Origin of the sequence: Variovorax glacialis (assembly GCF_051216375.1) — a bacterium.
Lineage (GTDB): Bacteria > Pseudomonadota > Gammaproteobacteria > Burkholderiales > Burkholderiaceae_C > Variovorax.
In genome coordinates this window covers 847832-862599 of the sequence record NZ_JBPJZT010000001.1, presented here as the reverse complement: position 1 = coordinate 862599, position 14768 = coordinate 847832, and the positions used below count along the sequence as shown (strand labels likewise).

Here is a 14768-nt window from a genome sequence, read left to right as displayed (position 1 = left end):
CCGTGAACCCCAAGGTCATCATCCTCGGCGGTGGCATCGCGGGTCTCAGCGCCGCGCATGAGCTCGTCGAGCGCAATTTCGACGTCGAGGTCTACGAGCTTCTTTCCATTCCGGGCGGCAAGGCCCGCAGCTTTCCGGTGCCGGGATCGGGAAAGGACGGGCGGAAGGACCTGCCGGGCGAACACGGCTTCCGGTTCTTCCCCCGCTTCTACCGCCATGTCACCGACACGATGTCCCGGATCCCATATGGATCGGGTGGCCGCGTGATCGACAACCTGGTCGACACGACGCGCTGCCAGCTGAACCGTGACGGACGTTTCCCGATCGATGTGATCGCGCGGTCGCCCCGCACCATCACCGACGTGCGCGCCGCATTGGGCGACGTCAGCCACTTCCTCAACGGCGATCTCAACCTGACCCACGATGACTTGCGGTTCTTCGGGTCTAAGGTCTGGCAGATCGTCACGTCGTGCCGCGAGCGCCGCAACGAGCAGTACGAGAAGATCGGGTGGTGGGACTTCATCGGCGCGGAGCATCGCTCGCCTGCCTATCAGAAGCTGCTCGGTCACGGGATCACGCGCTCCCTGGTCGCCGCGAAGGCGCGCACCGCCAGCACGAAGACCATTGGCGACATCTTCGTCCAGCTGCTCTTCGACATCATCACGCCCGGTCCGAGCACCGACCGGGTGCTGAACGGGCCGACCAACGATGTCTGGATCGACCCGTGGCGCCGCCATCTGACGTCGCTCGGCGTCGCCTATCACCTCGACTCGAAGGCGGTCGCGGTGTCCTTCGATGGGGAGCGCGTCCGGTCGGCTACCGTCAGGAAAGGCGACTCGACGGTGACGGTCGAGGGCGACTTCTTCGTCTTCGCGCTGCCGGTCGAGGACGTGATCGAGCTGATCACGCCCGCAATGATCCAGGCCGACCCGGCCTTGGGCAGTCTGTTCACGCTCGACGACATCACGGAATGGATGAACGGCATCCAGATCTACCTGACGGAGGACGTCCCGCTTTCCCACGGCCACAGCATCTACGTCGATTCGCCGTGGGCGCTGACGTCGATATCCCAGCCGCAGTTCTGGCGTCGCCTGAATCTCTCGGAGTACGGCGACGGAACGGTGAAGGGCATCATCTCCGTCGACATCTCGGAATGGTCGGAGCCGGGCCTGAACGGCAAGGCCGCAAAGGACTGCACGCCCGAGGAGATCAAGGCCGAGGTCTGGACGCAGATCAAGCGCAGCGTGAACTATGGCGACGTTGCCCAGCTGAGGGATGAGCAACTCCACAGCTTCAGCCTGGACCCCAGTCTGAGCCGCCACAAGGACACGACCGCGAACGAGGAGCCCTTGCTGGTCAATCTCATCGACACATGGAAGCTGCGGCCGGAAGCGGCCTCGAAGATACCCAACCTGTTCCTGGCCTCCGACTACGTGCGGACCTACACCGACCTCGCGACGATGGAGGCGGCCAACGAGGCGGCTCGCCGGGCGGTCAATGCGATCCTCGACACGGCCGGTTCCAGTGCTGCCCGCTGTGGCGTGTGGGACTTGCACGAGCCCGAGATCTTCGCGCCCTGGCGTGAGCTCGATCTCATCCGCTTCACGCAGGGCCTGCCGTGGGACGACACGCTCGTGCGCCTCGGACTTTCGTTCCAGGCGCTGGTGGACAAGTCGATACAAGCCCTGGAGCAGGGCTCCGAGGAGGGCGGACTGTCGAGCGCGTACGGGGCTGACACGCCCCCGTCCTATCAATCCGTCCTGTCGCTGCTCGACCGCGACGCACAGCCGGCCATGACATCGGACCTGAGGCGCGAGGCGACCGCAGTGGTCGAGCGGATGGTCCGCCTGCTTGCGCTCCGGCTCGTCGAGGCGCAGGGATCGGGGCAAGGGGTCGCCCCGGCATCCAGCCACGGCAGCACCTCCGGCAGGGTCGAGATCCTCCCGAACTGAGGCCGTGCAGATATGACGCTCGACACTTTCCACGACCGGCTATCGGGTTACCGCGAGACGACCCTTGCGGGCCTGCTGTCGGCCGTGCCGAAGCGGGAGCCGCAGCGCTATCTCTACGAGCCCGTAACGTCGTACCTGCTGCGCACCGGCAAGAGCATTCGTCCGGCGCTGTGCATCGCCACGTGCAAGGCGTTCGGCGGCGACCCTGCTGACGCAGTCGCATCCGCCACCGCGATCGAGATGCTGCACAACGCGTTCCTTGTGCACGACGACGTGGAGGACGACAGCGAACTGCGCCGCGGGCTTCCGACGCTGCACGCCGAGCACGGCGTGCCGATCGCGATCAATGCGGGCGACATGCTGACGGCGCTCAGCGTGCGCATCCTCCGAGAAAACCTGCCAGCCCTGGGCCCGACCTTGACCTGGCGGGTCTACGACGAGTTCGAACACATGATGCAGCAGTCGCTCGAGGGCCAGGCCATGGAGCTTGGCTGGGTGCGCGACAACCGCTGCGACATCACCGACGAGGACTACCTGCGGATGGTCCTCAAGAAGACGTGCTGGTACAGCTTCATTCATCCCTGCCGCATCGGCGCGCTCATCGGCACGATGGACGGCGTCGACCTGAATCGCTTCAACCGTTTCGGAAACTTCCTCGGCACTGCATTCCAGATCCAGGACGATCTTCTCAATCTCACGGGCGACGAGGAGCGCTACGGAAAGGAGATCGGCGGCGACCTGCTCGAAGGCAAGCGGACGTTGATGCTGATCCACCTTCTGCGCCAACTGGACACGCGCGAGGCCCGCCGCGTGACCACCTATCTCGGGCAGCCACGTACGAACCGGTCGCCGCAGGACACACGCTGGATCCTGGACACGATGCGCGCCCGAGGCAGCCTCGACCACGCGCGGAGGGTGACGAAGCAGCTCGCCGGCGCCGCGCTCTACGAGTTCACCCAGGCGTTCGGCGATCTCCCGGACTCGGACGAGAAGCGCTTCCTGAACCAGGTCATCTCCTATATGGTGAGCAGGGACGTCTGACCCGTGGACCGGATGCAATTCGAACGGAGGGCATGTGCAAGAAGATCGGCGATCCCCTGAAGCATTGAGCGTGAACGGTCTGCCCGGCGCGAGCCAGGCGCTCGACCAGGCCGGTGCTTATCTGCGGCGGCTGTCCCCGTTCCCCAACTCCGGATCGGTCGACCCTTCGGCGCTGCTCCCGATGCTCGGGCAAATCGGCAGGACGCTACCGAACGCGGACAAGAGCGAAGCCGGCCCCGTCGGCGAACCGGTCGCATCCATCGTGTCGCAGGCGGCTTCGGTCCTCGACGAAGAGATGTCCCGCGGCGTCCTCGCGGCTCGCAGCGGCGCCGCACCGCAGGGCTACGCGAACTTCGGTCCCCCAGTGCTGCGCCAGATGCACGACTTCGTCGACAACCTCGCGGCACTCTGGCCGAACCTGCAAGGCGGTGCAGCGGGAAGCCCCTCGGGACGCCAGCTTCCAACCGCCGGTGCAGAGCCGCCGCTGGCCACGGTGAAGCCCCGCATGAGCGCCAGGCCCGGTGAGCGGGTCACCATCTCGATGACCCTGCGCAACAGCGAAGGCCGGCCGGTGCGTCTGATGCCCACGGCCACAGACCTGATCGGCAGCCGGGGTGGCCGGATACCGGGCTCGCTCCTCGAGTGCTCGCCCCTGGAGATGGCCCTGGAACCGCAGGAGCAGAAGGAGCTGGTGATCACGGCGGTCATCCCGGCCGAAGTCGCGCCGGGCTGCTATTCGGGGCTCCTCGTCGTCAGGGGCCTGGACTACCTGCGGGCCCTCGTCGCGATCGACGTCACCGGCAACGGGGTCGCGCCCGAGGCGGTGCGGCCGCAGTCGCCCCCGCGCACCGCGGTGACGCCCGCAGGCACGCCGAGCTATCTGTCGCCGTTCCCGACCGCGCCCGGCAGCATCGACAACACCGTCATGCGCGAGGCCGCCAGACTGACCGAGGACGGAGAGCTCGGAAACTCGGACGCGATCCGCCTGCTGCAGATCGCGCGCCGTCCGGAAGACCTCAAGGAGGTGCTTGCCAGGTTCGAGCCCCAACTCACGCGCGAAGCCAGGAGCAAGCTGACGCTGGCAGCGTTCGTGCCGCTGCCGAGCGGGGTCGCCAACCAGCGGTTCGAGCCGATCTTCGACAGGTACCCCATCACGGGGAGGACGCATACGACCGCAAGCGGCTCGGTGGTGCTGAGCGAAGTGCAGTACTACAACGGCGAGATGGTGCAGCTCCACGGTGGTTGCGCCAACGTCGCCGCGGTGCGCGAAGCCCTGGCGGGGAGCGGCTACAAGCCCATGACCCTGCGGCACGACGACGGCCGGGAGAGCGCGATCGTGCAATTCTGGTCGCATCAGCTCTCGGATACGTCGCTCCAGCCGTACAACGCCATGTTCGTGATCGTTGCAGCCGTCAGCAACGAGACCCCCGCGTCCGAGGCATGCATCCGGGCCGACGCGAATGGCGCATCGAGCGCGCTCTCGATGTTCGACGGCCGTTTCGATCCGACCCGGTGCATCTACGAGAACAAGGCGCAGCTCTATTTCGTCCGGCTTCTCGATTCGACCCGGGTTGCGGTCGAAGTCGGACGCGAACGGATGGGAACCGACAAGCGCCCCGGAACCATCGAGCTGACGCACGAAGGGCCGCAGCGCACGTTCTCGATCAGAAATGGCACCGGTCAGGCCGTGGCCCGGATCAGGTTCACGCCGGATGGCGATGTCACGGCCTACCGCGGCGAACTGGCCAAAGCGGCCGCGACCGCGGGGATCCCACTTCGCGAGCTTCCCAGCGGGACGGAATACGTCTACCCCGGCGTTGCACGCATCGGCAACGGACCGATCTCGCTGTGGCAGTGGCGCACGGACGTCACGCCGCGGTTTCAGCCGGTGAAGCCGGACACGGTGCTCTTCGACGCCAGCTCCGAAGAGGGAAACATGATGATCCGCTGGGGGTTCGAGCCGAAGGTGCTGGGGTACATCCCCAACGTTCGAGGTGTGGTCACCGGAATCCCTTAGAGCCGCTCCTGGCGTCGGAAAGCTCGGCAAGCAGTGCCTTGGCCTCGATCAAGTCTTTGGTGCTGAAGCCCTCGGTGAACCAGTTGTAGATCGGCGCAAGAAGCTCGTGCGCTTCCCTGCGCTTGCCTTGCGCTTTCCACAGGCGCGCCAGATGGATGGCCGTGCGCAACTCCCAGGACCTGGCCTGCTGCGTGCGCGCCCATTCGAGCGAGGCGAGGTAGTTGCGCTCGGCGCCTTCGACATCGCCCTTGAGCGAAAGCATCCATCCCTTGAGGCGCAGGATTTCCGGCAGATGGCCGCGCTCCGCCCAGCCGGGGCGCGCGATCTGCTCGAGCATCGCATCCACCTGCGAGAGGCCGCCGACGACATCGCCCCCTAGCGCAAGCGCCTCGCCGAGTCGCGCCCTGACGTAGGGACTGACAGTTCTCGCGCCGGTCGCTTCCCAGGCCTGGATACCCTTGCGCATCTGTTCGATACCCTCCTGCAATCGCCCTTGCTGGGCAAGGCTGATGCCTGTGCTGAGCAAGGGCGCAAGAATTCCCGAGATGAAAGGCAAGCCGGCGTCGTGCGCCAGCTTTTGCACGGCCTCGTTGCGCGCGTATTGTTTCTCGGGCTCGCCCCGATAGTGAAAGACCCAGGCGCCCAGCGTCAGGACGAAGCTGGAATCGAACGGATGGCCGATGGCGCGTGCGTGAGCATCGCGCTCTTCCACGATCGCCACAGCCTTGTCGGGGTAGCCCAACATCCAAAGCACCTGCGCCAGGTAAATTCCCGCCAGCGTCTTGGGATCGTGGTTCATCGACTTCACGATGTGGCCGTGCCGCTCCCGGACATAGCGCTCGATGATCGCGCGCGCGTGCCGCTCCACCACCAGCGGATGACCCAGCCAGAAGTTGGTCACCATGACGGCCATGTGTCCCACCAGCAGCAACTCCTCGTCTCCGGTCTCCTCGCCCGCGCGCAGAAGCTCCTGCGCCCAGACCAGCGATTCCGCCACGGGCCCCACGGACATCAGATTCACCCACAACCCCCACAAGGTACGTGCCAGAAGCTTGGGTTGTCGGCCAGCCCTCGCCAGCGGCAGCGCAGGCTTGAGCACGGCCGCAAGCTGCGGCGCCGGCCAGCCCCCATAGGCTTCCCAGGCCGTGCTCAGCAAGACCCGGCACTCCAGTTCCATCCTGTCACGTGCTTCCGAGGCCGGCAGCAACGCGATCACGCGCAAGCCGGCTTCCAGGTGTGCGATGGCTTCCGTCACCGCCATCCGGCCGAGCGCGTTCAGGCCCGCCTTCAACCAATAGGCCGCGCCCTGTTCGAACAACTCGGCCCGCGTGTAGTGATGGGCCAGCACTTCGGGCTCGGTTTCCTTGATGGTCGGGATGCGCTCCTCGATCGTGCGCGCAATCTCGGTATGGAGCTGCTGTCGCCTGCGCTTGAGGAGGGAATCGTAGGCAGCTTCCTGCACCAGGGCGTGCTTGAAGGTATAGGTGGCCTCCGGCGGTGTCCCTTTTCGAAAGGCCAGCCCCGAAGCGGTCAGACGCGCCAACATGCCCGCCAACTCGGCCTTCGGGCGCGGCACGACGGCGGAGATGAGTTCATAGCTGAACTCCCGCCCGATCGCCGCGCCGATTTGCGCGATCTCTTTCAGCGGCATGTGTCGATCCAGGCGCGCCATCAGCGAATCGCGCAGGGTGGTCGGAATCGTGATGTTGCGGGAAGAGCCGAGATAGTCGTAGTGGCCGCCCGCGACCTTGAGTTCGCCCGACTCCAGGATCGACTTGGTCAGCTCCTCGACGAACAACGGGACTCCTTCGGTCCTGATCAGGATCTTCTCGACAAGGTCCTTGGGCAATGCCTTGTCGCCAGTCAACTGCGAGACCATGTCGTGGCTTTGCGAAGGGGTGAGCTTCTTGAGGCGGATGACTTCGACGTGCTCGTGGCTTGCCCAGCGATTCTTGAACTCCGGCCGATGTGTAAGAACCATCAGCAGCGGGATGTCCTTCACGCGGTCGATCAGCAGATCAAGCACCTCGAGGGTGGTGGCATCGGCCCAGTGCGCATCCTCGAACATCAGGACGCTGGGGCGCTTGCGTGCGGCCGCCTCGGCGAAATCCACCAAGGCACGCAAGGTCTCGTCCTTGTGCTTCTGCGGCGTCAGGGCGAGGGGGCCATATCGCGCTTCGCACGGAATGGACAGTATCGAGGCGATGAAGGGCAAGTCGCTCAGCGGCAGGCCAAGTTCACCGACGATGAGCGCCTCCAGTTTGTCCAGCCTGGACTCCGGCGCCTCGTCACGTTCGAATTTCAGTGTTCGCTCGAAGTAGTCGAAGCTGGGCCAGAAAGCACTGTTGACGTGATAGGGCGAGCACTGAAAGCGCACCGCCTGCACACCGTCTGCCTCGATGCGCTTGCGCAGCTCGCTCAGCAGACGGCTCTTGCCGATGCCGGGCTCTCCGGAGAGCAACACCACCTGCCCTTTGTTCGTGCTGGCGAGCTGCCGCCGATCGAGCAACAGCTTGATCTCTGGCGCGCGCCCCACCAGCGGCGTGAGGTGTTCGCCTCGGCTGGCTTCGAACCGGCTCTCTGCGTCGCCCACCCGGAGCACTTGCCACGCCTGCACCCGCCCTGCGATGCCCTTGAGTTCATGCGTACCCCGATCAGCCAACTCGAAGGCATCGCCTACCAGGCGCCGCGTACTGGGGGCGATCACCACTTCGTCGGGGCCGGCAAGCCCCTGCAGCCGCGCCGCGAGGTTGGGTGCCCCACCGACCGCAAGTTGCGTCTCCGCGTCATCCGCTCGCGAAACCGCACCCACCACCACCGTTCCGGTGGCCACCCCGACGTGAACGCCCAGCGGCGCATCCGCAAGCACCGTCTTTACCTCTTGAACGATCTCCAGCGCAGCGCGCACACTGCGCTCTGCGTCGTCCTCGTGGGCGCTGGGCCACCCGAAGTAGGCCATCATTGCATCGCCGCGAAACTGCGCGACGTATCCTTCGTAGCGCCCTACCGCATCGCTGCTGACTTGGCGGTAGGCCACCATCACGTCGCGCAACTCCTCGGGGTCGAGGCGCTCTGCCAGCTCGGTGGACCCCACCAGGTCACAAAACATCACCGTGATCTGGCGTCGTTCGGCGTTTTGGGCACCGGGCGGCTGCGCCTGCGGCGCGGCGGAAGGCGGCGCGGACAGCTCTGCCTGGGGTGCCCCATTGAGTGCGTGGATGGCTGCCAGCAGGCGATCCCGCGAGCCGCTCGGGAGCGCAAGCAGTTCGACATCCGGCGTCTTGAGGCCAGGGAGCATCTCGAGGGTGATCTCGTGCTCTTCAAATACGGCCGCGTACTTTTCCAGGCCGATTTTTTCAAGCCACCGCTGAATACCGGTCACGGTCCCTCCGTTCATGCCCAAATCCTCTTGGGGAAGACTTCTCGCTGTGGGAGGCGAGGCGCGTCGCAATCCCGGCTCGTCCGAGTAATGAATACGTAGTATGTCTTGCCGGATCAAAGACGTACAGAGCGATAAGGATACAACTTGACACCGTTGCAGTTGCCTAAATCACCGCAATCAGCGCCCGCTGGACGAAATACTGCGAATTGCCGAACACCATCGGGCCCCTGGATCCGGAACATGACCATGCGCAGAGCAAACGCGGAGATGCCATGACCCCTTCCCCTTTCCGCCTGCATGTACCCGAAGCAGCTGTCGCCGATCTGCGCGAGCGGCTGGCGCGCACGCGTCTGCCCGATCAGGCGCCGGGCGAACCCTGGGCCTATGGGACAGACCTTGCCTGGATGCGCGGGCTCATCGCCTACTGGGCTCACGAATTCGACTGGCGTGCCCAGGAGGCGCGGCTGAACGCCTGGCCGCTGTTCAGCGTGCCGCTGGCTGGCATCGACCTGCGTTATCTGCATGTGCAAGGCGTCGGCCCCCGTCCGATGCCGCTCCTCCTGTCGCATGGCTGGCCGGGCTCGGTGTTCGAGTTCATGGAGCTGATTCCACGCTTGACAGACCCGGCGCGTTTCGGCGAGGACCCGGCCGATGCGTTCACGGTCGTGGCGCCCAGCCTGCCTGGCTACGGCCTGTCTTTCGCGCCCGGGCAGCCGCGCTTCTCGGTCGAGCAGATCGCGGACACCTTCGCATCCCTCATGAGCGACACCCTTGGCTACCGTCGTTTCGCGACGCAGGGCGGGGACTGGGGGGCATCGGTATCGGCACGGTTGGGGCTCGTGCATCCGGAAAAGACGATCGGTGTGCACCTCAATCTGTTGCCGCTGCGGCGCGATCCCTCCGCCTTGATTGGCAATGACGCGGCGGGACGGCAGTATCGAATCGATCTCGAGCGCTGGCTCGGCGAGGAGACCGGCTACAGCACCCAACAGGGCACGCGGCCCCAGACGCTGGCCTTCGCATTGACCGACTCACCCGTGGGGCTCGCCGCATGGATCGTCGAGAAGATGCGCGCCTGGTCCGACTGCAACGGCGACATCGAATCCGCGTTCTCGAAGGACGAGATCCTTGCCAACGTCTCGCTTTACTGGTTCACGGGCGCCATCGGTTCATCGTTCTGGCCGTACTACGCACGGCACCACGGGCCGTGGCCGATCCCGGACGGCCAGACCGTCAACGTGCCGATGGGCTATTGCGAGTTCCCCAAGGAGATCGTTCGGCCGCCGCGCTTGCTCGCCGAACGCACTTTCACCGACATCCGCCGCTGGAGCGTGATGCCGGCCGGCGGCCATTTCGCGGCGATGGAAGAGCCCGACGCGCTGGCGGCCGAGATCCGCGCCTTCTACCGTCCGTTGCGCGCGGATTGAGAACCTCGGCGGCGCCTTGCGGACTCGAAGATGGACATAGCGGGTATCAGTTGCCAGAATCCGACGCTGTCGGTCAAAGTCGAGATCCGCGCTCCAATCGCGAACGCGCCTGGCGCCAGTCTCCAACCAGAATGGAGTTGCAGATGCTTGTCGCACATCCCAAGGCTTGGATCGTATGGCTCGTCGCGCTCGCATCGACCCCACAGGTCGATGCGCAGATCGCTTTCATCGCCCGTCACGCGATCGGTCGCATCGAGCAGATGTCGCAACAGCAGGGCAACGGAGGTGTTGCGTATGACACGGCGGCGGTGGTGGTCGAGGTCCCTGCAGAGAAGGTCTATGCCGTTGCCTTGCGCAACCTTGGTGCCCAACCGCAGTTGCGAATCACCGAACAGGACCAGCAAAGGCGCACCATCCAGTTCACCAACAACGTCCAGATCGCGGGGCTGCAGGTCAACCCGCTATCGAACAAGGTATCTCAAATCCTGATCACTTCGGCGCACACGGGTGACCAGCAGAACGTTTCGTCGCTCATCCTCGAGCGCATCCTCAAGTTCTGCGCGGAGATGAGGGTGAAATGCTCGCAGGCGCAGAGCTAGCCCCGAGCCAGGCTGCAGCACTCTCGCTGCCACACTCTCCCTCCTTGGCTCCTACCGATTGGTGACCCGACGTCGCGCCTCTCGTGCGACAGTCCCTGCCACCCGACTGTTCGGACCATCAGACGCACATGAGCGAGAACATCGTGATCTGCTGCGACGGCACTGCAAACGAGTTCGCTGCGGACAATACCAACGTCGTCAAGCTTTACTCGACCCTGGTACACGACCAGCCTGGACAGTGGACTTACTACCATCCGGGAATCGGCACGATGGAACCGCCGGGCGCGCTCACACCCTTTCGACGACGAATCACCCGCGGGTTGGGCCTGGCGTTCGGGGCCTACCTCGAGAACGACATTCGGGACGCCTACGCGTTCCTCTCGGACTACTTTGACATTGTCGGGCGCTTCAAGGCCACGATGGCCCGTCCATGTCCATTGCAGTTCGTCCCCTTGATGGCGGAGCGTAGCGGTCCCACCCCCTTGCATTGCTCGTTCCCCCTCAACTATCCTGTCGGACCGCTGTCGCTCGCAGTCTTCCCACGCGCCGGCGAATCTCCCGCATTCGTTCGTGCAAGCCTGGAGGAGCCCGATGGCATGCGAGACGCGATCGTGCACACAGGCTCGCAAGCCAGGGGTCGCTGTTTGCCGGAGACGTGCGTCGACTGCTGAGGGGGCGGCGCGATGACGGCGCGGGCGCAAGCCGCGCACGTAGCGCACGCGCCCATGTCGACTCAGCTCGACAGGTCGACCACCACGGCATCGATCCGCCTGCCCGGACAGGACCTCCTGGATGCGTTCGCGCGGGAGAGGCCGCCGACCCACCGAATGGCCCCGGCGGTCAGGCTACCGCGCTATCCCACCAGCGCCCCCTTGCGAATCGCGCTGGTCCGGCAACTGCAACGGACCCATGGCAACAACGCCGTCCAGCATTGGGTTGACACGCACCGAGCGAGCAAAGCGCAAGCGCAAGCGCCGCACGTTGCGCACGATTCGCACGATTCGCAACAGCGACCTGCCTCGGTCACGGATGCCCCGGCCACTGCGCCGCTCACCATCTCGCGAACGCCGTCGCCTTCGCTTCCAGGGCCCGGGCCGATCGTCCAACGGGGCGCGGCAGACGCCCTTGCCGCCGTCGGCGAAGCGGCTGCGTGGAAGGTTGCGAATCAGATCGCGCCGCAGCTGACACCGATCCTGCGCAAGGGGCCGCAAGGCGTGCTCGACTGGCTCAAGGAGCGCGCCTCCGCGGCGGCGGATGCGGTGTTCGACAGCTTCATGAGTCCGGTCCGTGCGATCACCGGGGTCGGCGCGAAGTTATCGGCGCAGTTCACGCCCTTGGTCGGCGTGCTCCAGGACGCGGCGGCCAAGATCGCGACCAACGATTGCAGCCCCATCAGCAAGGCTGCCGACCAGATCGAGAAGACCGCCGAAAAGATCATCACGCCGATCGTCGAGAAGCTGCAACCGGTCGTGGCCAAGGTGCAGGGGTTTCTCAGTGCGGCCTGGGACAAGATCGGGTCGCCCATCTGGGAGTGGTTCAAGGACTACGCGGGGCAGCAGTGGGAGCAGGTCAAGCAGCTCGCGAGCTGGATCTGGCAGCTCAGCGAGCCGCTGCGTTCGCTCGGCCAGGACGCGTGGACCTGGCTGAAGAACAAGTTGGGCATCGGCGACGGCCCCGACGGCGAGAACGGCATCCTGCAATGGGCGCAAGGCAAGCTCTCAGCCGCCTGGAGCGGCGTCAAGGCCTTGCTGGAGCCGTTCGGCAAACAGGTCGCCGTGGTGCGTGCGGGGCTGGCTGCAGTGGCGGATACCTTGACCGGCCCGATCTCGACGGTTGGCAGCCTGGTGACACAGGTCGGCAAGGGCATTGGCTGGCTCGCATCGCACTTGGCCAATGGCAAGTCGATCGTCGAGGCGCGCAGCTATGTCGAGAAATCGCTCATCCCGCCCCTGATCGACGGCCTGCGGCGCTCCAGCGGCGCCGTGATCGGTCTGGCCCGCTCGATGACCGGCGCATTGGACAAAGTCGCTTCGGGTCTGAATGGCGCCGCAGGCGCAATTGGCAATTCGGTGCTGCGTGTCGCTGCATCCGCGGTGCAATGGATCGCGAGCGAAATCACCGCGGTGGCCGGCTGGGCCAGCCAGAAGCTCGGCGGTGCCGCGACCTGGCTCGGATCGGCGATCGGCCAGCTGGAGCACTTCCTTCAGGGCCTCGCGGACTTCCTGTCGAAACTCGCCGGCGTGGCCTCCAACGTGTGGGGCCTTCCGATGTTCCTGGCCGGCAAGGTGTGGAACTGGATTCCCGCCTGCATCCGGGATCCGGTCGTCGACTTCGTCGTGCCGATCATCCTGCGCCAGATCGAATTGTTCGCGGATCTGGCGCGCGACAACGACGCCTGGCAGAAGACCAAGACGCAGGTGATGGGCATCGTGCGCAAGGTGTTCGTCGACCGCGACCTCGTTGGCGCGGTCAAGGCAAGCTTCAACCTCGTGCTGCGGGTGCTCAACATCCCCGAAGACATGCTCGGCAAAGTGGCTGCCAAGGCGATGGCCGCGTGGGACGTGGTGTCGAAGAAGCCACTGGAATTCATCAAGAACACGGTGCGTTCGCTCGGCCATGGCTTCAAGCTGCTGTGGGACAACATCGGCACCCACCTCGCGCACGGCATCGAAGGCTGGCTGTTCGGCGAGCTGGCAGACAAGGACATCCATCCGCCGCAGAGCTGGAGCGACCCCAAGGCGCTCTTCGGATTCGTCGTCGAAGTGCTGGGCCTGTCGATGGGCCACGTCACCGATCTGTTGAAGAAGCGCATCGATCCGAAGCTGGTCGACAAGGTGCAGGGCTGGATCGGGCGCTTCGCCAAGGCCTGGGACTGGATCACCGGCGTGATCAACACCTCCAAGTCGCCCGCCGAGAACAGCCAGGGCTTGCTGGCGAAGGCGAAGGACTTCGGCACGTCGATCCTGACTGGCGCCGTCGAATGGATCGTCGGCAAGGTCGCCGCCGAACTTGCGATGCTTTCGGCTGCCGCGGCGGCGTCGGGTGGGCTGTCCGAGGTGATCGACGTGGCGCGCCGCATCTACAAGGCGATGTTGACCGCCAAGCGCTGGGCCGGGCGCATCCTGCAGATGGCCAGCGACACGCTGGACAACGTGCTCGACATCGCGAGCGGCAACGTCTCGAAGGTCGGCGGTCAGTTCGAGAAGATCATGGACAAGGCCATGCCGGTCGTGATCGGCTTCCTCGCCGACCAGGTCGGCCTGGGTGGTATCGGCGCCGCGATCCGAAACATCATCGACAAGCTCAGGGAGAAGGTCGACGACGCGATCCTGTGGTTGATCGACAAGGCGAAGGCCGGGATCGAGGCGGTGCTTGGGGGGATCAAGGCGGGTGTTGCGGCGCTGGAGGACTGGTTCGGGCTGCGAAAGGACTTCACTGCCCAAGGCAAGCCGCACACGCTGTATTTCGTTGGAACTGGCCACTCCGCACGCCTTGCGGTGGCAAGCAACGAAACCTTCATGGAGGATTTGCTCGAACCCAACGGCGAACTGGAAACAGACGTTCTGAAATCCGAGGACGCAGCGCGCATCGGTGCGCTCCATCGGGCCAGATCGGCATATGCAAAGGTCAGGGTGTCTCAGTCAATCCTCGATACGACCCCGAACGATACCAAGGCGAGCGACGCGCTCAAGTCGGCTGCCGACGACCTGGTCGTGTGCTTAAGAGTCACCGGAGTCGAAGTGCTGGCGGCCGATGACGCGGTCCTCAAGAAGGGTACGAAGCTGGTTCTGGTCGGTGGCAAAAGCGAAGGGTGGCCGATCTCCATCGATTCGATCGATATCAAAAGCAGGAACTTCAAGTACACCGTTGACGAAGACTGCTCCATCAAGTCAAGCGGGTCACTCGGCTTCGCATCCCAGAACAAGTCCTGGAGGCTGTACAAGTCGGACGCCGACTACAGCATCCAATGCCATCACAAGATTCCATGGGAGAACAGTACTTACGCCCACAACAGGCACGATTTGCGAAAGCTGTCGAAGGTCGACTTGTATAGCGACCACCGCAATACGATGTGGGTAGGCGGCCACCGGTCGCGACACTCCGAGTCCTATCATCTGGACGTCAAGCAACTGATGGAACGTGCGTGGAATGGGTTGCCCCAGGCGATCCGCTTGGCGTCGGATACAGACGACGCTGCACGCGAGGCGGCCAACAAGGCCATTGGCAGCGTCATGAGAGACATCGAATCCGGCATTCGAAGCAAAAAAATCAAGCTCTACGATCCCCCAAAGGAAGTTTGGATTCCCTTCAATCGCGGCTCATGCAAGCCCTAGAAAGCTGCTGAAGTAC

At 64.7% G+C, this 14768-nt stretch carries 8 protein-coding genes; 7 read left to right on the top strand and 1 reads right to left on the bottom strand.

All coding sequences use genetic code 11. The annotated features are described in order from the left end of the window. Positions 1-2: 2 nt before the first annotated feature. The 3 genes from ACSFBL_RS04190 (at position 3) to ACSFBL_RS04180 (ending at position 5010) form a co-directional block, all read left to right on the top strand. Complete coding sequence (locus tag ACSFBL_RS04190) at positions 3-1952, top strand: hydroxysqualene dehydroxylase (protein WP_435514482.1); 1950 nt, start codon at positions 3-5, stop codon at positions 1950-1952. A 12-nt stretch (positions 1953-1964) separates the two neighbouring features. After that, complete coding sequence (locus ACSFBL_RS04185) at positions 1965-2993, top strand: polyprenyl synthetase family protein (protein ID WP_435514481.1); 1029 nt, start codon at positions 1965-1967, stop codon at positions 2991-2993. A 70-nt stretch (positions 2994-3063) separates the two neighbouring features. Continuing rightward, on the top strand, positions 3064-5010 hold the full coding sequence (locus ACSFBL_RS04180; protein WP_435514480.1) for a COG1470 family protein: 1947 nt from the start codon (positions 3064-3066) through the stop codon (positions 5008-5010). Here the strand turns inward: ACSFBL_RS04180 and ACSFBL_RS04175 are convergent. Continuing rightward, entirely contained in the window at positions 4994-8509 is a 3516-nt protein-coding gene (locus ACSFBL_RS04175) for an AAA family ATPase (RefSeq protein WP_435514479.1), read from the bottom strand. The genes ACSFBL_RS04180 and ACSFBL_RS04175 overlap by 17 nt on opposite strands. A gap of 155 nt (positions 8510-8664) precedes the next feature. Here ACSFBL_RS04175 and ACSFBL_RS04170 point away from each other — a divergent pair, with 155 nt between their 5' ends. The 4 genes from ACSFBL_RS04170 (at position 8665) to ACSFBL_RS04155 (ending at position 14752) form a co-directional block, all read left to right on the top strand. Then, positions 8665-9819, top strand: coding sequence for an epoxide hydrolase family protein (locus ACSFBL_RS04170; RefSeq protein ID WP_435514478.1), 1155 nt, complete (start codon positions 8665-8667; stop codon positions 9817-9819). 143 nt (positions 9820-9962) lie between these two features. Then, positions 9963-10418, top strand: coding sequence for a hypothetical protein (locus ACSFBL_RS04165; RefSeq protein ID WP_435514477.1), 456 nt, complete (start codon positions 9963-9965; stop codon positions 10416-10418). A gap of 128 nt (positions 10419-10546) precedes the next feature. Next, positions 10547-11089, top strand: a complete 543-nt coding sequence (locus ACSFBL_RS04160; protein WP_435514476.1) for a T6SS phospholipase effector Tle1-like catalytic domain-containing protein — start codon at positions 10547-10549, stop codon at positions 11087-11089. Positions 11090-11143: 54 nt separating this feature from the next. Next, on the top strand, positions 11144-14752 hold the full coding sequence (locus tag ACSFBL_RS04155; protein WP_435514475.1) for an AHH domain-containing protein: 3609 nt from the start codon (positions 11144-11146) through the stop codon (positions 14750-14752). The last annotated feature ends 16 nt before the right edge of the window (positions 14753-14768 follow it).

What these genes read in the sequence shown, in the direction of transcription:
- ACSFBL_RS04155 (WP_435514475.1), top strand. Translation starts at nt 11,144, where the DNA reads ATGTCGACTCAGCTCGACAGGTCGACCACCACGGCATCGATCCGCCTG.
- ACSFBL_RS04185 (WP_435514481.1), top strand. Translation starts at nt 1,965, where the DNA reads ATGACGCTCGACACTTTCCACGACCGGCTATCGGGTTACCGCGAGACG.
- ACSFBL_RS04170 (WP_435514478.1), top strand. Translation starts at nt 8,665, where the DNA reads ATGACCCCTTCCCCTTTCCGCCTGCATGTACCCGAAGCAGCTGTCGCC.
- ACSFBL_RS04165 (WP_435514477.1), top strand. Translation starts at nt 9,963, where the DNA reads ATGCTTGTCGCACATCCCAAGGCTTGGATCGTATGGCTCGTCGCGCTC.
- ACSFBL_RS04160 (WP_435514476.1), top strand. Translation starts at nt 10,547, where the DNA reads ATGAGCGAGAACATCGTGATCTGCTGCGACGGCACTGCAAACGAGTTC.